Genomic DNA, 18,841 nt, shown 5'->3' on the forward strand with positions numbered 1-18,841 from the left:
CGCGGTCATAAACACCCTCCTGGCAGCGTCAGCCCCAGAACGATGTCCGCACTGCAGAATCCGCTTCAGACCGCCAAAATGCATTCTGCCAAAGTAGTGTTAGGCGCGGTTGACAAAGTTCCATGATGAGGTTGCGAACGATCATCTGCGAGCTATGCTCACCGAATGGCAAACTCTCCGTGTCCTGTTTTTCTTTTCCGAAGTGCGGGTTTCGCCCCTTCTGGCGATACCGTGATCAGTGTCGCGCCGCTAGAAGCGGTGATGTCGGTGTATGGCAACGGTGGTGTAGTCGGTGAAGGCGGATTGTCCTCAGCCTTTGGTGGCGCGGCCGTTTTCAAAAGCGAAGCCACGCGTGAGTGCTTTATCGGCGTATGGGGAGCCCGCAACGCTTCGCGATTTCGCAGAGAACTTCGGGATCAGATGGACATTCGTGTTGTCAAAGAAGCCCCGGACGCCCGCCTTGTTTTTTGGGGCGCGGAAAAAGAGCGACCTAAAAAGCCCTCACGTGAATGAACGGCAACCAGAGTTTGACTGAGGCCAACACCAGGAAGGCTTCGAATGATTTTCGGGTTTTGTCGTAGCGGGTTGCGATCCGCCGGAACTGCTTGAGGCGGTTGAACATTCGCTCGATGCGGTTTCGGTCTTTGTAGGCCTTGAAGTCGCAGGCTGACCGCGGCTGCGAACGCGAACTTGCCGAAGAATTGGCCAGGACACTCGATGCTGGTGACTTACCCAATCTGGCTGCCATGCGAGCGCTCTTCGGTCCGGATCCAGCCAAGCTGCCGACCGTTCACGTGCAACTCGCATCGCTCAACGGCTATGAGGCCTTGATCGGGACGGGAGAAGCGGCATGAAGAACGCCCACGTCATCGATGAAGCACGCCTCGGCATCATGCTCAACGAGCTCCGGCTGCCGACGATCAAAACCCTGTGGCAACGATTTGCCGAACAGGCGGACCGGGAAGGATGGCCGGCCGCTCGCTTCCTGTCGGCGATTGCCGAGCACGAATTGGCGGAACGGGCCCATCGCAGGATTGAGCGGCATCTCGCCGAGGCGCACCTGCCGCCCGGCAAGACATTGGACAGCTTCGCCTTTGACGCTGTCCCCATGATCTCGAAGGCGCAGGTCATGGCAATCACCGCCGGCGACAGTTGGCTTGCCAAAGGAGCCAATATTCTCATGTTCGGTCCACCCGGCGGAGGAAAGAGCCATCTCGCTGCCGCTATCGGCCTGGCCCTGATCGAGAACGGATGGAGGGTCCTGTTCACCCGGACCACCGATCTCGTGCAGAAGCTCCAGGTCGCCCGAAGGGAGTTGCAGCTTGAATCCGCCATCGACAAGCTCAACAAGTACGACCTGCTCATCCTTGATGATCTTGCCTACGTCACCAAGGACCAGGCGGAAACAAGCGTGCTCTTCGAGCTGATCTCGGCACGATACGAACACCGGTCGATCCTGATCACCGCCAACCAGCCGTTCGGAGAGTGGAACCGGGTCTTTCCCGATCCGGCCATGACACTCGCAGCAGTCGACCGGCTCGTCCACCATGCCACGATCTTCGAGATGAACGTCGAAAGCTATCGCCGCAGAACTGCACTTGAGGAAAAACGCCAACGCGGCCGACCGGCCTCGTTTGCGACAATCAGGACCTCAACGCTGTCTGTCGCGGAGCGGCAATCAGAAAACGACGAAGAACTTGTCAGCGGCAATCAGCATGATAATTTGATCCCGACCGCGACCTAAGAATCTCATCCAGATTGTCGCAAGCGTCTCATCCTGATCGCCGCGCTATAGCCGCACGGGATGGCGGACCATCGCATCGATATCGATGCCATCGAGGATCCAGTGGAGTTGCTCTGTCGTCAGCGTCACCACCGCAGTTTCCCGGCGGGGCCACCTGAACCGATCTTCCGTTAGCTTCTTCAGGACCATAACAAACCCGGACCGATCAAAGAACAAGAGCTTCACCCGGTCACGCCTGCGATTGCAGAAGGCAAACACCGATGGAGCAAACGGGTCCAGCTCCATCACCTCTTGCACAAGGACCGCGAGGCTGTTGATGCCCGCGCGGAAGTCGATGGGTTCCCGATGGAGGTAGACCTTCAGATCAGCGCCCAGTCTGAACATGGCTCAACGCTCCTATGATTGCCGCCAGACCATCGACATCGCTGCAATCCAGCGTCAGGCTGATCCCGTTCGGCAGCACCGCGCTCAGCTTGGATGCATGAGATCGCTTGCCGACCGGCTCCACATTCGTCGGTGGACCGCTGGCAGAAGAAGACTGCATATCCGTAGCTATCTGAACCGGAACGAACGTAGATACCGCTGGTAAAGCACTAGCTTCTTTGGCTCTCTTTACCCACTTGCGAACGAGATTGGCGTTGACGCCGTGCTCCAGAGCTAGACGCGAAACCGAAACGCCGGGCTCTAAACACGCTGCGACAAGCCGATCTCGGGAGGCAGGGTCATATCGACGGCGACCGTCGCGGCCAACAAGCCGCACCTGCAGTTTAGGAGTATCGTCCATGATTTGGTGCCCACCTGTTTTTGGTGGACACTTCATGCATCAGAGCACTGTGCTTCAGAAGGTGCACAGAAATTCGCGCTTACATTTACGCCATATGGGATAAGCAACAGCCGTGAGGTGAAGTGCGCAGCCCGGTCCAGATTCAGTTGCTCAACATATGCGGCCAAGCACTTGCCTTGCACCTCAAAACGTGACCGGTCATATTTGAATCCTTCGACAAACCCGATGCGTCCGACGTCCACACTGACAACACCACGAGTCAAAGTGCGTTGAACTATACCCATGGATAGTTGCGTAGGCGAATGATGCAGCCTTATTTTCGGTGCTGTCGGAACTGTTTAGGTTCCAGCAGTCTTGCTGAGGTATTTTACTAATTGATATCGTGCGAACGTTGGTACCTGCCCCGACGTTCCATCCCGAGGTGAATGTGACTATCTATCGGTTTGGCGAATTCGAACTGGATCCTGGCCAGCGCCGGTTGAGCAAGGGCGAGGCAGCTATACGCATCGGCGCGAGAGCTTTCGATGTGCTGACGTGTCTGCTCGAGAAGGCCGGAACAGTCGTCACGAAAGAAGAAATCATCAGGACCGTATGGCCGAGCACCTATGTCGACGAGGCTTCGTTGCGCGTCCATATGGTGGCACTTCGCAAGGCCATCTACGATGGTGAGCAAACGCTCTGTATCGAAAGCATACCGGGACTTGGATACAAGTTTGCCAAGCCAGTTTCCACGATCACCGATGATTCCTCTGCCAGCACAGCGCCTACGACACGCTATGGCCTGCCGGCAACGGTCGTGCGTTTGATCGGACGGGACGAGTTCATCGCACACAGTGTGGAATTGATGCGCTCGATGCGGCTGATGACGATCACGGGGCCAGGAGGCATCGGAAAGACCTCGGCAGCAATCGAAATTGCCCGCTCCCTCGCCACTGAGAACAAGAGCGTCGTCTTTCTCGACCTCGCGACCCTCTCCAACGGGGAATTGATAGTCTCGCACCTGGCGTCGTCGCTTGGCCTAAGCGTCTTCTCGTCGGACCCCATGCCTGGCATCGTTCAAGCGTTGGGGAATTCGCGTACCGTCCTGGTGTTTGACAATTGCGAACACCTGATCGACAGCTGCGCCGACGTCATCGACAGGCTTCTTCAACTGACACCCTCCACCTCTGTAATCGCTACAAGCCGGGAGCCCTTGAGGATCGCTTCGGAGAAGGTCCGGCTCCTGCCTAGTCTGGAGGTTCCGAAGAAAGACGATCTGCCCTCGGCCTGTCACGACTTTTCCGCACTGGAACTCTTCAACGAACGTTTGATTTTCGCCACAGGCCAGAACGGGCTTACCGAAATGAAAGACATTTCGATTGCCGCCGATATTGTCCGCAGACTAGACGGAATCCCGCTGGCGATTGAACTAGCGGCATCACGTGTGGCAGGGCTTGGCCTTCAAAACACAGCCTCTTCCCTCAGTGATCCGATCAACACCCTCTGGCGCGGCCGCAGAACGGCCCCTCCCCGACAGCAGACTCTGAGGGCGACAATCGAGTGGAGCTACAATCTACTCACAACTGAGGAGCGACTTCTACTCAACTGCCTTTCGGTCTTCGCAGGACCGTTTACAGGCGATGCGGCTTGGTCGATAGCCAGGGATTTTCTCGATAGAGAGACGTTCTCGGACGCGCTTTCCGCCCTGCGGTCGAAGTCGCTCGTATCGACATCCCGCGGCGACGGGCGCCTTCGTCTATTGGAAATGACCCGCGCCTTCGCTCGTAGGCAGCTTAACAGCGGCGAATTCGCGGAAGCGTGCGGCCTGTCACATGCTCGTTGGGTCGGCGCGGAATTGGAACACGCGAAAGCTGGATGGCGAAATCTCGAGAAGTTCGAGTGGCTCCAAGCGCACGGCGACCTCATTAACGATATTCGCGCCGCGCTTGACTGGTGTTTCGACACAGGTCAGCGGAAGTTGTGCTTCGAGATCACGGCCGCGTCTCATATCCTCTGGACACAACTGGGCTTGATGAACGAGCAACTGAAGGTCGTCGAGCGGGCTATGGCACTGATGGAAACGACCGCCAACGTTGACCCTCTGATCGAGACTCAGCTTCGTTCGACGCTGGGCCTCGTGCTCTTCCATGTGAGAGGGTTACGTGCAGACCAACAAGCGCTGCGAGAATTCGAAAAGGCGGCTGAGATCGCGGAGACGATCGGCGACCACGTCGAGATCGTCAGGGCTCACAGTGGAAGATGCGCAATCATAACAACCCAGGGAAGATATGCGGAGGCGGCTGAGATCGCGCTTCAGCTGGAGTCCAAGTTCGGCAAGCTCGCGCATGGCGCCAGCAGCAGAATTCTTGCCATGAACACCCACTTCCTCGGGCAGCATGAGAAGACCCAACAGCTTTGCACTCTTGCCGTCGAAGCCACCCGCGGGCCGATCGGCCGCACGCTTACGAGCGGTGCGGGATTCGATCAAAAAACGGTCGCACTGATGTTGATGGCCAAAACTTCCTGGATCCAGGGATTCTCGCAGCGCGCGATTGCTCTCGCGGACGAAGCCATCGCCGAGGCTCTGAACCTGGACGATGCCATATCAATTTGCCTTGCGATATATGTTTCTGCGTTTCCTGTGTATTTCGGTCTGGGTGAATTTCAGGTTGCGCGACACCATCTCGCACTTCTTCGAGAACTGTCGACGAAACACTCGATGTTCAGGTCGCAGCTTTGGGCAGATGCCTTCGAGCTGCTGCTCCCGGAATCAAACGCCACGACAAGGCAGTTCGAAACCGCATTCATTGGAGACACCAACGGGTCCCGGCTCGAGACGGTGATAACGCTTGCAGGAGAGCGCTGCGGAGCGTATCTGGTGGATTGGGCGCTCGCCGGGGATGCCGGCTGGTGCCGTCCGGAACTCCTCAGGATAAAGGGCGATATCGTCCGTCACAGCGATCCCGCAATGGCACGCGACCTATATTCCCAAGCGTTCGCTGGCGCGATCATACAGAAGTCACCGCTCTGGCAACTTAGAGCCGCCAACAGCAACGCTGAATGGTTGCAGGATGACGAACGGTCGACTTCGAAGAGGATGATAGAGGCAGCGCTGAAAGCGTTCCCGGAGGCACCGCCCAGAATAGAGCTTCAAACCGCAGAGCGCTTGCTCGCCTTATAACAGCTGGCATTTCCGAATGAGGATCTAAGCGAGCGAGTTATGCATAGGTACCCTCGTCAAGACCGATGCATACAAAATCCTTGGCGCCGCGGGAAACGCAACATGCGCCGCGTCCTGCAAAGTGCGCGGGCAACAAAACACTCCCCCTGTCAGAGGCACGCTCAAGGACACATTTACGTGTATTCGTGGCCTGGTCGGCATCGAAGCAGAACGCGCTGCTCCATTCAGGGTAATAGACCTGAATCGGATGATGAAAAATGTCACCGCTGAAGAGCCCTTCCTGATCATCATCGCGGAGGGCGAAAAGAAGATGGCCAGGGGAATGACCGGGCGAATCTTCGGCAAAAAGGTTGTCCCCGATCTGAAAACCGCCGTCGACAAGCAGCTCCTGGCGACTTTCTACGATCGGAAGGATGCTGTCTTGATACAGTAGAGAACCCCAGGCTGCGAACGAACCGCTGCCCTCCGTTGAGAGGGCAGCGTAGTCGGTCTTCGACATCACGTATTTTGCGTTCGGGAACGTCGGGACCCAGCGCCCGCTTGAAAGGCGGGTGTTCCATCCGACGTGGTCGGCATGTAGGTGAGTACAGAGGACGTAGTCGATTTCTTCCGGGCGGACCCCGGTCGACGCAAACCGTTCCATGTAAGGGGTGTCCAGCATGTCGAACAAGGGAGCTCCACCTGGCCGCTGCTTATGGTTGCCCGTGCAGGTGTCGATGAGAATTTTGTGATGCTCCGTCTCTACGAGCCAGCTGTGGCATGACATCACCAACCTTCCGGTTCCCCGGTCAAGATAACGCGGCTCGAGCCAATCGAGGTGCGGAGCCACCGCTTCTGCAGACCAATCCGGGAGCAAGTCCCGTGGCATGAAAGCCGGCCCGCGATATTCCTCTATCCGTGTGATTTTAACTGAACCAATTTTCATTTCGAGGCCTCGTCGTGAACCAGACATCAAGCGAACAGGCCACCGCTAGGTGATATTGTACAATCGAGCACTTTTAAACAATCCGCGCGTATTTTCTGTGTTTGCGTATCCGATGCCGCCTGTGTAGCGTCTGTTCCTGCTGGCTCGAGGGCTTCGTCAAATTGGCAGGCGGCCACCAATGTGCTGGCGACATTGACGAGAGGCCGGCAGCTTGAATGCAGTCATTGAGGTCGTAAGATTTTTGAATCTTAAGAAGGCAGCGGATCGTACCAGCCATCAGCGCCGACATTTCACCCCCCAAACGCTGTAGTTTATGCCAATGATCCCTATTGATCAGGGAAAGGAGACACAAATGCGTCCAACGACGAAGGAGAGGCTCGTCAACGCTGGGGCAGATCGTTTCCGTGAACTGGGCTACTCAGCTTGCAGCGTACAGGAAATCGTTGATCAGGCGGGTGTCCCCAAAGGCAGTTTCTACAATCACTTTAAGACAAAGGAAGCTTTTGCAGTCGAGGTTGTCGCGAACTACGTCGCCTCGACACGTCGTGACATTCTGAAGGATTCTGGCGCCACTCCCTTGAACCGGATCGCGCACCACTTCCGTCACCTGTTGGAAAGCCACGAAAAGGCGCAGCACAATCGGGGTTGCCTGATCGTCAATCTTACCGCGGAAACGTCCGATAGCATTCCATTGCTTCGCGAAACCCTGAACGCATCGCTGACGGATTGGATTGATTTGCTTTCCGAAACCATTCGGGAAGGCCAAACCGGCGGAGAAATTAAGAGCGACCTTGAACCGGCTAAATTCGCCCGATTCTTGATAGATGCCTACGAGGGAGCGGTATTGAGGATGAAGGTTAGCAACGCCAATAACCCGCTTGAAAACTTTTACTCGATTGCGATGTCGTTGCTGGCGGCGAGCTAAGGGGACGTACCGTTCGCGTTGCTCTTTAGTACGTGTTTCTTCGTTGGGAGTTCGAACTTCTCGTTCGCAACGGTTTCTCTGAAATCAGCCATGCGCAATGAAAGCTCTATGCGACGGGATATGACAATATCGCCGTGTCCGGTGCCCCTATTTTCACTCCATCAACTCTGACCGAGATGGAGTCTCCGGTGACAAACGATTTTAACCTGGCCCTTTCCCGTAGACAGACCCTCATGGCGGGCGTGGCCGCGTCGCTTGTAATGGCGGCACCCGGCCTTGCAGCACAGAAGCAATCCCAAACCACCCACAACGGAGAAGTTTCGATGACCGATGGTTTCGTAAAAACCAAAGACGGCGTGAATATCTACTATAAGGACTGGGGTCCCAAGGACGCCCAACCGATCGCTTTCCACCACGGCTGGCCGCTCTCGTCCGACGACTGGGATGCCCAGATGCTGTTCTTCCTGGCGCATGGCTATCGTGTGATTGCCCACGACCGTCGTGGTCACGGTCGCTCGAGCCAGGTCGCCGATGGCCATGACATCGACCACTACGCGGCTGACGCCGACGCGGTGTACCAGCACCTCGATCTCAAGAACGCCGTCCATATCGGTCACTCGACGGGCGGTGGCGAGGTGGCACGATATGTCGCGAAATACGGCGAGCCTCAGGGCCGTGTCGCCAAAGCCGTTCTGGTGAGCGCCATCCCGCCATTAATGCTCAAGACCGCTTCTAATCCCGGTGGTTTGCCGATCGAAGTCTTCGATGGATTGCGCAACGCGCTGGCAGCGAACCGCGCCCAGTTCTTCCTCGATCTGCCGACCGGCCCGTTCTACGGCTTCAACCGTGACGGCGCGACCGTATTGCAGGGAGCGATCCAGAACTGGTGGCGTCAGGGAATGATGGGCGGAGCCAAGGCTCACTATGACGGCATCAAGGCCTTCTCCGAGACGGATCAGACCGAGGACCTGAAAAAGATCACCGTGCCGACGCTTGTCATGCATGGCGACGACGACCAGATCGTTCCGATCGACGACTCCGCCAAGCTCTCGGTCAAGCTCCTCAAGAATGGCACCCTCAAGGTCTACCCCGGTTATCCGCACGGAATGCTGACGACGCATGCCAACGTTATCAACCCCGACCTCTTGGCCTTCATCAAGGGTTGATGTTTCAGCCTACTGTCATCCCCGGCGGACGAGATGCGTCCGCCGCCCAAACACCAACGTGTGCCCATGTATGGGCGTTGTCACTTGACCGCTCCCGTGCCCGGCGTCTCGCATCGCGCCCAGTCGCCCGAAGGTGCTCCATGCGATTTAAAAAATCCCGAGAGAACTTCGAATTCTTTATCGTCGCCGGTCTGTACGGCTTGAGCATCGTGTCGGTCGTCATGTACGCCGCCATCGATATCGCCCGTCATCAGGTTAAGGCGGACACATATGCTGCTCGCGCAGCAACACCCAGCGATGCTCTGATCGGCCACCGCCAATAGGGCCATTTGCTCGAGACTGAATTAGAAACGCCCCAGCCCCGTTGAGGCAATCTCGGGCAGAGGCATTTCCACAGCAGACAGAATGCGGCCGTAAAAACGCGTCCACGCCGCCAGTCACGAGTGAGCGCGATCGTACAATTCACAAATCTGCAGGCGCAATAATCTGATCATAGAGTTCGTTGTCGCCGTGTCATGGCGGCCACAGATTGCCGAACATCAAGGAGGCCAGCGTGTCCACGATTCCAACTGCCGATCACGGGATATTCAAGATCGGGAACTACGAAATTAACCGGCTGGGCTACGGTGCTATGCGGATCGCGGGCCCAGGCGTGTGGGGACCTCCCATGGATCGCGTCGGCGTCCTGGACACGCTGCGGCGGCTTCCGGAGCTCGGTGTCAATTTCGTGGATACCGCCGACTCCTACGGTCCCAACGTTTCCGAAGAACTTGTGAAGGAAGCGTTGCATCCGTATCCGGGAATGTTGGTCGCCACGAAGGCGGGCCTTACTCGCAGCGGCCCCGGCCAGTGGGGTCAAAACGGACGCCCGGAATACTTGGTAGCGCAAGCGCACGGAAGCTTGAAGAGGCTCGGAGTGGAGCGCATCGGTCTCTGGCAATTGCATCGGATCGATGCGCGCGTTCCCGCATCGGAACAGTTCGATACCATCAAAAAGCTGATTGACGCCGGCACCATCGAGAACGCGGGCCTGAGCGAAGTCTCGGTTGATCAGATCAAGCAAGCTTCGAAGTATTTCAAGGTTGCGACGGTGCAGAACCGCTACAACCTTATCGATCGCGAAAGCGAGGATGTGCTCGAATACTGCGAGCAGAATGGCATCGGGTTCATCCCTTGGTATCCGCTCGGATCGGGTGAGTTGACGCGCAGGGGGTCCGTCCTTGATGAAATCGCGCATGCGTATAACGCGTCTCCCACGCAAATTGCGCTTGCCTGGATGCTCAGGCGGAGTCCTGTCATTCTTCCCATCCCCGGAACATCCAATGTGCATCACCTTGAGGAAAACGTCGCCTCGCGTGACATCAGGCTCTCGGATCCAGACTACGAAACGCTGAACGGCATAGCTGCTGCGTAAAATATGGGACTATCGCGCGGCCCGGGCGCGCGCAGTGCCAGCAGAGGGTTTCACGAAGTGCAGCAGCCGTCCAGCGATGGCTGTAATTGCCATCAAGGCGGCGGGTAGGTTGCCGTCAATAAAACGAAGCTCCGATCACTCCGATGAACGCAACCTCCATGACCGATCAAATCGCAACGATAACGTCTGATGTTCGCAGCGCATCGCCCATCGAAAGCGGAAGGCCAGAATGGCCGAGCGTGATGGGGAGAGTGCTGCTCCCCGTCATCGCCGTCGGGATTGCATTGGCCGGAGTGTTTTACGCTGGGGGAAGTTGGAACGAGTGGACTTCCAGCGCCGCATACCAGACCACGAACGACGCCGCGATCGGCGCAGACGTCAGCTTTCTCAGTGCGAGGGTATCCGGCAACCTCGTCTCGGCTCATGTAGCCGACTATCAACGCGTCCGAAAAGGCGATCTCATCGCCGAGATCGATCCAAGGGAGTATGACGCGACTGCGTCGCTCGCCTCGGCGAATGTTTCCGCCGCCAAATCATCGCGTGCGAATCTCACGAACCAGGAAGCGTTGCAGCGAGCGGCAATCATCGCTGCAACGGCCCAACATGATTCCGCACTTGCGTCCGTCGAACAGACGAGGCTCGAATACGAGCGGCAACAGAACCTTGGTCAGGCGAGTACGGAACAACGGCTTCAACAGTCCCACGCAGCCTACCTTCAGGCGCATGCATCCGCGGAGTCGACGACTGCTGCTATCGAGCAGCAGAGAGCTCAGCTGGAAGTTCTGCGGGGGCAGGAAAGCCTTCTGGACGCACAGATCGCAGCACAATCGGCCTCCCTTGCGACAGCCGAGCTTCATCGCGAATTCACGCGTATCTATGCACCCTTTGACGGAACCGTAGGCAAAAAGTCCGTGCATGTCGGCGACTATTTGAGCGTTGGCGGCAACGTAGTCCCGATCGTTCCGAACGAAGTGTACGTAACCGCAAACTTCAAGGAAACACAGCTGGCGAATATGCGCATCGGACAGGCTGCCGAGGTGAAACTCGACACATATCCAGGCACCCTCTTGCGGGGCAGGGTCGAGAGAATGTCACCAGCCAGCGGATCGACCTTTGCATTGCTCCCGCCGGACAACGCGACCGGAAACTACACTAAGGTGGTGCAGCGTATCCCGGTCAGGATCGCGATCGACGACGGGCAGCCCTTACGCGACAGACTGAGCCCAGGTCTGTCGGCGACTGTGACCGTCGACACGCGGGGACAACACCAGTGACGGAACTAGTGGACAAGTCCGTCCCGCAGCCGGCCGCGACGAAACGTCCTGTCTTCATAGTCGCTGCACTACTACTCGCTTCTTTCGTTGTGGGTTTCGATACCCGCGTTTTTACGGTGGGGCTTCCCGACCTACGCGGAGCCTTCGGCATGGGCTTCGATGAAGGTTCCTGGTTTTACACGGCGGCAAACGCACCCCAGATATTGATCGCGCCGGCTGTGGCCTGGCTGATCACGGTATACGGCGTGCGCAGGATCATGGTCCCCTCCAGCGTCGTGTATTCCCTTTTTTCTTTGGGCATTCCTGTGATTCACGATCATACGCTGCTCATAATCGCGCACATGGTGAGGGCGCTTCTTCTCGGTGTTTTTATTCCAGCGACACTGATGATCGTCTTTCGAAACCTCCAGCCCAAGCACTGGCTGATCGGCCTCGCGATCTATACTCTGCGAATTCCGCTCTCTCAGGGCCTCGGATTCGTTCTGGTCGGTTACTACGGCGAGGATTTGGGATGGCAGTGGCTCTACTGGCAAGATGTCCTGCTCGCGCCACTTATCGGCGTTTTCCTTGTATTGGGCGCGCCGAAGGAACCAATCGATCGGAAACGACTCCGGAAAGCCGATTGGGGTGGGATGCTCTTGCTTGGTGCTTCCATGGCGTTTCTCTACGTCGGGCTGGACCAGGGAAACAGGTTGGACTGGCTGGAATCCGGAACAATTGTCAGCGCTATGATCGCAGGTGGCTTTCTGTTCTTCGTCTTCCTGGTCAACGAGGCTGTTGTCGCCCAACCTTGGGCGCACGTCAGTGTCCTGCGCATACGCAACGTGTCACTGGGGCTTGCCGCGGTCACCATTTTTACATTTGCAAGCGCTACGGCTAGCAGTCTGATCCCTGGGATGATGCAAACAGTCACCGCCCTCCGACCATACCAGATCGGAGATCTGTTCATTTGGTACGCCGTGATCCCGTCGTTTTTCCTTGTTGCGATCGCTGGAGTTGCTCTCTACTTCATTGATGCTCGCATCGTACTCATCATCGGTATGTCCATCACGGGAGTCGCTGCAATGATGGGCACGGAGGTAACGTCGCAATGGTTTCCGGAGAGCTTTAGACCGATCTTGTTGCTCAGCACGGCAGGACAAGCGATGACGTATTTTGCCTCGTTCGTCTTCCTCGTCGGCAATTCGGACCCGAAGACTTCAACGGCTACGTCCGCGTACATTCAGGTCTGTCGATTGGGTAGCGCGGAACTCGCCTCGAGCTTCATCGCGACACTTCTACGATTCCGAGAGCAATTTCATTCCAACGCCCTCGGAATACACCTGACAGATGGCTCTCCTCTTCTGCGTTACCAGTTGTCGGGATTGAGCCATCTGCTCGATCGCACGGGCAACGGAACCGCCAAAGCGCTCTCAACGGTTTCGGCTTCGGCTCGAACTCAAGCCACCGTCCTCGCGTATAGCGACAGCTTCTTCGCAGCATTCTGGTTTGCAGTTGCCGGATTGGTCGTGGTCGCCCTGATGACAGCCGCACCGAAAAGCCCCTTGAGTCCAAGGCTCTTCCGGACAATGCCTACCAATTGAATTCCGCCAAACGAGTTCAGGCGGTGGGCTGTCCTTGATTGCCAGATTTAGCAACTGAGTTGCTGTCGCCTATCGACAACGGCTCTATTGAACCGCAATCTTTTGCTACCTGCGTTCAAACCGCCACGGAAAAGGTGCGGAAAAGCTCCCTTCCGCAAATCCGGCCGCCACCTACCAAAGCGTAAGGATTGGCTGATGCTGGAAAACTGCTCTGCACTGTGGCACCAAGGGCAAGCCGGTGGATAAGGTTTTTCCACTTACAATAATATTGTAAAAGGTACGGCCTGATCGCGTGCAAGCCGTCTTCGATAAATGAGACCGGCTGCTGCCGACTGTACGGCCGCTCTTGCTCCCGGTTTTGAGCGGCCGAACCCGGGCGTAACATTACGCGCGATGTCACAGGCCTGGTGCGGCGAAAGATTTCACTCCCTCGCCGCTGCCACATCCTTCGCCGTTACGTTGCCGCTCTTTCCGCTTAGCCGCCCGATCACGTAGTTGGCGAGGGCAGCGACTTCCTCGTCGGAATAGATCGCATGGAAGGCTGGCATCGTCTGGCCTGGTAGGCGCGCCTCATTTGAAGAGCCCTGAAGGATCACCCTCACCAAGTTGCTGCCCTCGGGATCGTTCACAGCGTGCGAACCCTGAATTGATGCTCGGTCGTTTACGAGCCCGCCGCCGTCCTTTCCATGGCAGCTCGAACAAGCGCCTGCGAAGATCCGAGCGCCGAGTTCTCCCGGCGGCACTGCAGACGCATCTTGCCCGGATGGAACTACTCTCGTTTCGGAATCGGTTTTTACGGCCGGAACCGTTCGGAGATAGGAAACAATTGCGTCGATATCCGACGACGGGAGTTTGCTGAATGAAAGGTCAATCGCTTCCCGCATCGCGCCGCCGGCAGGGCCGTGGCCTTTCGCATGCCCAGTTGCGAGGAACGTCTTCAGATCCTCCTCGCTCCAGTTACCGACGCCGGTCTCGGGATCGCTTGTAATGTTCCACGCCTTCCATCCGTCTACCTCGCCACCCGACAGGGCTTGCCCTTGCTTTCTCTGGAACATGAGACCGCGAGGAGTGTGACACTCTCCGCAGTGCGCCAGGCCCTCGACGAGGTAGGCGCCGCGGTTCCACCGTTCATCCCTCGTAGGATCCTTTTCGAAGGGATGCGAGGGCAGGAACAGGAGGTTCCAACCGCGCATCAGCCAGCGCTGGTTGAACGGAAATTCGAGCGTGTTCTCAGGCGCAGGCTCCGAGACCGCCGTGACGGTGTTTAGATAGGCGCGAATGGCGAGGATATCGTCGGTCGAAAGCAGGGCGTAGGATGCATAGGGAAACGCCGGATACAGGTTCTCGCCATGCTTGCCAACGCCCGATCTCACCGCACGGACGAATTCCGCATCGTTCCACGCGCCGATACCGTGTTCCTTGTCCGGAGTGATGTTGGACGAATAGATAGTTCCGAATGGAAGTTTGAACGGCAGCCCTCCAGCGAATGGTTTGCCACCTTTCGTGCTGTGACAAGCGGCACAGTCGCCAGCGATCGTTAGATATTCGCCGCGTGCGATAAGTTCCTGCCCAGATGGCTGTTTTGCGCTCGCAGCCACCTCGGGAAGTGAATGGGGATAGAAAAAGAACAGCCCAGCCCCAACTGCCCCCACCACTGCCAGGGAGACCAGACCCAACAGAATTTTCATGGAATATCTCATTGTCCGGCTCCTAAGGCTCGTTCGTCTATTTCAGTCTGTTGCGCGGCGAAGCTGCTTTCCAATTCCGGCGGGCTCCAACCACGCTGGACAAGTTCATCGTATTTTTCGCGCCGTCCGAGCATCGCCTCCTGGATAACGCGCCCGATATCATTGAAGCCCGCGACAAACAGCTCGTTGTCGGACACTCGCGTCGTTTCGTCGAGCAGCGTCCCCATTTGGGCAAGGCCCTCGAGATCCTGATGGACGAACACGCTCTTTCTCTTCTCAACCTCGTAGGGATGCATGCCCATTGTCCTGAGCGCGAGGCCCCCTGCCTCCACCGAGCTTCCGAAAAGCTCGCGGACAACGTGATCCGCGCCCGCGTCAACAACCTGGTAATGATGTAACCGATCATACGCCCGAGCGATAATTGTGATCCCAGGGTTCGCTCGGCGGGCCGCCTCGATAATATGTATCGTGCGGTCGGGGTCGTCGATCGCAACCACAAGCAGGTCCGCCTTGGCGACGCCAGCCGAATGAAGTAGATCAGGACGCCCCGCATCGCCAAAATATGATTTCACTCCGAATTTGCGAAGGTCATCGACAACGTCCGCACGGTAATCCAGGACAACGGGCACGAAACCGTTGGCCAGCAACATGCGATTCACGATCTGGCCAAAACGGCCTAGGCCCGCGATGATGACCTTTCCGCTGCCTGGCCTCTCGGGCTCTTTTGACGGTGTTTTTCTTCTCTCAATCCTTTCGGCGATATGGTCAAAGAGCATGAAAAGCCCAGGCGTGATTATCATTCCCAATGCTATGACAAGCACCCCGACGGATGCCGAGGTTTCGGTTATCAGCCCCGTGCTTTCGCCGAGCGAGAGTAGTACAAACCCGAATTCGCCCGCCTGTGCCAACCCCAGTGCGAAGAGCCATCCGGCAGCATCCCGCAATCTGAAGAGACGACCGAGCGGAAAAAGGATCGCGAATTTGATGATCACGAGCACCGCAGTTGCTTCAAACACGGCGTCCCAGTTGGCCACCATTACGGAAAGGTCGATCTTCGCGCCTATCGTCATAAAAAACAGGCCGAGAAGCAGACCTTTGAAAGGCTCGATATCGTTTTGAAGTTCGTGCTTGAATTCGCTATTCGCAAGAACAAGCCCGCCGAGAAAAGCGCCGAGCGCCGGAGACAATCCAACTAATGACATCAGCAGGGCAATCGCTACGACCACCAAAAGTGCGAACGCCGTGAAGATATCGCGAAGTCGGTCTCTAGCGATCGCGCGCATGATTGGACGTGAGAGATAGTGACCGCCGACAACTACCGCCGCCACCGCACCCAGCGTAAGAAGTGCCGCCGCCCACCCTGGAAGAGCGGAAAGCCAGCCAGCTCCGTGACCGGCCCCAGACACATGATCGCGGGAGGCCATCAGTGGAAGGCACGCGAGCATCGGGATGACCGCCAGGTCCTGGAATAGGAGAACGGCAAAACTCGCCTGGCCTCCGTCCGAATCCAGCATCCCTCTTTCCTCAAGGGTCTGCAATACGATCGCCGTCGATGAAAGAGCCGCTACAAAGCCAAACAGAACCGCCTGCTGCCATTCGATATGAAGGGAGATGCCGAGGACGGTGACCACCGCGACCGTCAAGACGACCTGCAAACCACCCAATCCAACGAGCTTTGCACGCAAGCGCCAGACCATCTTGGGATCGATTTCGAGGCCAATCAAGAAGAGCATCATCACGATGCCCAATTCCGAGAGCTCTTCAAGATAGCCGGCGTTGGCTTCCGAAAGCTGCAAAACCGGACTCATCAAAGCGCCGGCAACAATGTATCCAACAACGGAACCGAGACCGAGCCTGCGGGAGACGATGACGGCAAAGACCGAGGAGGCCAGATAGGCAAAAGCAGGCAAAAGCAAGCCGGACATCAGCTTATCTCCCGACGGTCAACGAACTCTGCAAGATCGCCGGCCGTAACCTCGTCCCGTCGCCCAAGCGCGCCGATGTCCAACGACGAGTCACGCAGACCCTCCAGGAGCATTGGATAGAACTCGACATGAATTTTCGCGGAGGGGGAATCGACATGGTTGGCCGCATGCAGCACGAATGGCGGAAGAAAGGTCATTCCGCACAGTTCAATCGTCTGTCGTAGCGGCAGGATAAACATAGAAAACGGATGCTTGTTTCCGCCCTCATACGAATAGTCTCGAACGCTGCCTCCCGTGGTTATGCAAGCGATCGCCAGCTTTCCGGCAAGTTTTTTCCCGTGTGGCCCGTGAGCAAAGCCGTACTCGAGAACCAGATCCTGCCATTGCTTCAGAAGAGCGGGCGTCGAGTACCAAAAGAGCGGGAACTGGAACACGATCACGTCGTGATCGATTAACCGCTTCTGCTCACGTTCGACGTCTATGTCGAACCGAGGGTATTCGGCGTAGATATCGACAAAGGTGACCCCCGCAACCTGCTGGGCGCGCCTCGCCATAGATAGATTGATACTGGTCGACCGTTGCGCTGGATGCGCAAACAGGACGAGAACTCGCGCCAAAGGTTTTTCCTCTTTTTCGAAGCTGCTCGCGCGGTTCACGATTTGGAGGCGCGAATTATCCGGGCACAATGATAGTGGCTCGCAACATCAAATATTGGATAATCCGGTTTTGTAATGGCCCCATAAATATCCGGACAGGATCTCCCACTTAACAAGTGTGCGAGGTAATGTGCCCATTATGACCAGTCACAGTCCTAAGATAGAAGTCCTGTCCGGCCCTGAGCGCCGCCGTCGCTGGTCGACGGCAGAGAAGCTTACCATCATCCAGGAGACATATGAGCCGGACGCAACCGTGAGCATCGTTGCTCGACGTTATGGCATTCAACCCAACCAGTTGTTCACCTGGCGTAAGCTTGCCACCCAAGGAGCTCTGACGGCAACTGCTGCCGAGGAAGATGTCGTTCCAGCATCCGAATATCGTGCCCTTCAGAACCAGGTCAAAGAACTACAGCGTCTACTCGGCAAGAAGACGATGGAAGGCGAGATTCTCAAAGAGGCGCTTGAGATCGCTACCGGCCCAAAAAAACACCTGTTGCGCTCGCTGTCATTGCCGAAGGGAAGTTCCCGATGACGGCTGTGTGCGAGACTTTTGGTGTTGCCCGGTCAAACATGGCGGAGCGAGTGAGACAGCGTCCTTCCAAAGCCCGTGGTCGGCCGCCGTTCGCGGATGATGATCTCATCGACGAAATCAAAGCGATCATCTCCGCGATGCCAACCTATGGATACCGCCGGGTTCACGCGCTCTTACGCCGTAAAGCCCGTAACGAAAGCCGCTCATGGCCGAACGTCAAACGCGTTTATCGGGTGATGAAGGTGCATGGCCTGCTTCTCGAACGCCACACTGGAGCAGCTATTGATAGCCGTCGCCACGATGGTCGTGTCGCTGTCGCTCAATCGAATTTGCGTTGGTGCTCGGACGGTTTCGAAATCGGCTGCGATAACAAAGAAAAGGTCCGCGTTGCCTTTGCGCTCGACTGCTGTGACCGCGAGGCAATTGCCCATGTCGCCACTACTGAAGGCATCAAAAGCGAAGATGTTCAGGACCTTGTCATCACGGCCGTCGAAAACCGCTTCGGCCGCATCAATATCCTTCCTAAGCCTATCGAATGGCTGACTGACAATGGATCGTGCTTTATTGCGTCAGACACGAGATCGTTGCTGCTGGACATCGGGATGGAGCCTCGTACGACCCCGGTCCGCAGCCCTCAGTCCAACGGAATGGCCGAAGCCTTCGTAAAGACGTTCAAGCGGGATTATGTCTCGGTCAATTCCATTCCGGACGCTAAAACAGTCATCGCCCAACTGCCATTGTGGTTCGAGCACTACAACACGCTTCACCCGCATAAAGCTTTGGGATACCGCTCACCGCGCGAGTTCTTAGACCGTCAAATAGAAATCTGATCCTGTCCGGTTTTTATGGGGCAACTCCATATTGGATAATCCGGTTTCGATAAGCGGAGTGGTGTGATCGGAGGATCGATTTTGACAATCTTCGCGGAGATGTGCGTGCTACGCGGGGACGCAGCGAAGGAGTGAAAGAGGTGGCTCGGTTTGTCTGAACAGTTTCGGGCGTTTTTCTAAGTGGATTTCCGCCTCGATTATGCCGCCACCATCATTGGTGCCAGCGCGTTGAAGT

The 18,841-nt window shown here is 56.8% G+C and carries 16 protein-coding genes and 2 pseudogenes; 11 read left to right on the top strand and 7 right to left on the bottom strand.

All coding sequences use genetic code 11. The features are described from left to right. The first annotated feature begins 231 nt into the window (after positions 1-231). A complete protein-coding gene (locus tag PL597_RS25060; protein WP_191218665.1) occupies positions 232-513 on the top strand; it encodes a hypothetical protein in 282 nt (93 codons plus the stop codon). Here PL597_RS25060 and PL597_RS25065 read toward each other — a convergent pair. Beyond that, positions 491-661 (bottom strand): annotated as a pseudogene (locus tag PL597_RS25065) (transposase); the annotation flags it as partial. The gene PL597_RS25060 and the pseudogene PL597_RS25065 sit on opposite strands and share 23 nt — an antisense overlap. Before the next feature lie 7 nt (positions 662-668). Between PL597_RS25065 and PL597_RS25070 the strand changes: the two are divergent. Further along, a pseudogene (locus PL597_RS25070) lies at positions 669-854 on the top strand (IS21 family transposase); the annotation flags it as partial. Beyond that, entirely contained in the window at positions 851-1,744 is an 894-nt protein-coding gene (istB, locus tag PL597_RS25075) for an IS21-like element ISRel5 family helper ATPase IstB (protein WP_191218666.1), read from the top strand. The pseudogene PL597_RS25070 and the gene istB, both read left to right, overlap by 4 nt. A gap of 45 nt (positions 1,745-1,789) precedes the next feature. On the opposite strand, the gene tnpB is transcribed toward istB, so the two are convergent. Next, entirely contained in the window at positions 1,790-2,128 is a 339-nt protein-coding gene (gene tnpB / locus PL597_RS25080; protein ID WP_191218667.1) for an IS66 family insertion sequence element accessory protein TnpB, read from the bottom strand. After that, positions 2,109-2,528, bottom strand: coding sequence for an IS66-like element accessory protein TnpA (gene tnpA, locus PL597_RS26375; RefSeq protein ID WP_210256917.1), 420 nt, complete (start codon positions 2,526-2,528; stop codon positions 2,109-2,111). Before tnpA ends, tnpB begins: the two co-directional genes overlap by 20 nt. Positions 2,529-2,955: 427 nt before the next feature. Here tnpA and PL597_RS25090 point away from each other — a divergent pair, with 427 nt between their 5' ends. Beyond that, on the top strand, positions 2,956-5,688 hold the full coding sequence (locus tag PL597_RS25090) for an ATP-binding protein (protein ID WP_191218668.1): 2,733 nt from the start codon (positions 2,956-2,958) through the stop codon (positions 5,686-5,688). Positions 5,689-5,725: 37 nt separating this feature from the next. Here PL597_RS25090 and PL597_RS25095 read toward each other — a convergent pair whose 3' ends face one another. Next, entirely contained in the window at positions 5,726-6,613 is an 888-nt protein-coding gene (locus PL597_RS25095) for an MBL fold metallo-hydrolase (RefSeq protein WP_191218669.1), read from the bottom strand. 352 nt (positions 6,614-6,965) lie between these two features. On the opposite strand from PL597_RS25095, the gene PL597_RS25100 reads away from it, so the two are divergent. The 6 genes from PL597_RS25100 (at position 6,966) to PL597_RS25125 (ending at position 12,975) form a co-directional block, all read left to right on the top strand. Continuing rightward, positions 6,966-7,538, top strand: coding sequence for a TetR/AcrR family transcriptional regulator (locus PL597_RS25100; RefSeq protein WP_020808371.1), 573 nt, complete (start codon positions 6,966-6,968; stop codon positions 7,536-7,538). A gap of 323 nt (positions 7,539-7,861) precedes the next feature. Further along, positions 7,862-8,704 carry an alpha/beta fold hydrolase gene (locus tag PL597_RS25105; protein WP_020808370.1) on the top strand — a complete coding sequence of 281 codons (843 nt, stop codon included), beginning with the start codon at positions 7,862-7,864 and terminating at the stop codon, positions 8,702-8,704. A gap of 140 nt (positions 8,705-8,844) precedes the next feature. Next, positions 8,845-9,027 carry a hypothetical protein gene (locus tag PL597_RS25110; protein ID WP_020808369.1) on the top strand — a complete coding sequence of 61 codons (183 nt, stop codon included), beginning with the start codon at positions 8,845-8,847 and terminating at the stop codon, positions 9,025-9,027. 230 nt (positions 9,028-9,257) lie between these two features. Beyond that, positions 9,258-10,118: an aldo/keto reductase gene (locus PL597_RS25115; RefSeq protein ID WP_031233291.1), complete on the top strand. Its 861-nt coding sequence runs from the start codon at positions 9,258-9,260 to the stop codon at positions 10,116-10,118. A 158-nt stretch (positions 10,119-10,276) separates the two neighbouring features. Next, entirely contained in the window at positions 10,277-11,392 is a 1,116-nt protein-coding gene (locus PL597_RS25120) for an HlyD family secretion protein (protein WP_111797276.1), read from the top strand. An 8-nt stretch (positions 11,393-11,400) separates the two neighbouring features. Beyond that, a complete protein-coding gene (locus tag PL597_RS25125) occupies positions 11,401-12,975 on the top strand; it encodes an MFS transporter (protein WP_031233289.1) in 1,575 nt (524 codons plus the stop codon). A gap of 422 nt (positions 12,976-13,397) precedes the next feature. On the opposite strand, the gene PL597_RS25130 is transcribed toward PL597_RS25125, so the two are convergent. From PL597_RS25130 to PL597_RS25140, 3 genes are read right to left on the bottom strand one after another with little or no spacing between them, the layout of a single operon-like run. Next, positions 13,398-14,663 (bottom strand): c-type cytochrome, encoded by a 1,266-nt coding sequence (locus PL597_RS25130; RefSeq protein ID WP_271366570.1) that lies wholly within the window; start codon positions 14,661-14,663, stop codon positions 13,398-13,400. Between the two features lie 8 nt (positions 14,664-14,671). Further along, positions 14,672-16,588: a cation:proton antiporter domain-containing protein gene (locus PL597_RS25135; protein WP_191218671.1), complete on the bottom strand. Its 1,917-nt coding sequence runs from the start codon at positions 16,586-16,588 to the stop codon at positions 14,672-14,674. Further along, positions 16,588-17,205 carry an NAD(P)H-dependent oxidoreductase gene (locus PL597_RS25140; protein ID WP_111797275.1) on the bottom strand — a complete coding sequence of 206 codons (618 nt, stop codon included), beginning with the start codon at positions 17,203-17,205 and terminating at the stop codon, positions 16,588-16,590. Before PL597_RS25140 ends, PL597_RS25135 begins: the two co-directional genes overlap by 1 nt. A gap of 178 nt (positions 17,206-17,383) precedes the next feature. Between PL597_RS25140 and PL597_RS25145 the strand changes: the two genes are divergently transcribed. After that, positions 17,384-18,606, top strand: a protein-coding gene (locus tag PL597_RS25145; RefSeq protein ID WP_217004297.1) for an IS3 family transposase whose coding sequence is annotated in 2 segments (ribosomal slippage) — positions 17,384-17,726 and positions 17,726-18,606 — 1,224 coding nt in all. Because the reading frame shifts where the segments join, the coding sequence is not laid out codon by codon here. Positions 18,607-18,841: the final 235 nt, after the last annotated feature.

Origin of the sequence: Agrobacterium sp. ST15.13.013, from assembly GCF_027956525.1 — a bacterium.
GTDB classification, from domain to species: Bacteria; Pseudomonadota; Alphaproteobacteria; order Rhizobiales; family Rhizobiaceae; genus Agrobacterium; species Agrobacterium salinitolerans.

Excerpts from the sequence above, each read along its gene's own strand:
- istB (WP_191218666.1), top strand. The coding sequence starts at position 851 with ATGAAGAACGCCCACGTCATCGATGAAGCACGCCTCGGCATCATGCTC.
- tnpB (WP_191218667.1), bottom strand. The coding sequence starts at position 2,128 with ATGTTCAGACTGGGCGCTGATCTGAAGGTCTACCTCCATCGGGAACCC.
- tnpA (WP_210256917.1), bottom strand. The coding sequence starts at position 2,528 with ATGGACGATACTCCTAAACTGCAGGTGCGGCTTGTTGGCCGCGACGGT.
- PL597_RS25095 (WP_191218669.1), bottom strand. The coding sequence starts at position 6,613 with ATGAAAATTGGTTCAGTTAAAATCACACGGATAGAGGAATATCGCGGG.
- PL597_RS25100 (WP_020808371.1), top strand. The coding sequence starts at position 6,966 with ATGCGTCCAACGACGAAGGAGAGGCTCGTCAACGCTGGGGCAGATCGT.
- PL597_RS25105 (WP_020808370.1), top strand. The coding sequence starts at position 7,862 with ATGACCGATGGTTTCGTAAAAACCAAAGACGGCGTGAATATCTACTAT.
- PL597_RS25110 (WP_020808369.1), top strand. The coding sequence starts at position 8,845 with ATGCGATTTAAAAAATCCCGAGAGAACTTCGAATTCTTTATCGTCGCC.
- PL597_RS25120 (WP_111797276.1), top strand. The coding sequence starts at position 10,277 with ATGACCGATCAAATCGCAACGATAACGTCTGATGTTCGCAGCGCATCG.
- PL597_RS25130 (WP_271366570.1), bottom strand. The coding sequence starts at position 14,663 with ATGAAAATTCTGTTGGGTCTGGTCTCCCTGGCAGTGGTGGGGGCAGTT.
- PL597_RS25135 (WP_191218671.1), bottom strand. The coding sequence starts at position 16,588 with ATGTCCGGCTTGCTTTTGCCTGCTTTTGCCTATCTGGCCTCCTCGGTC.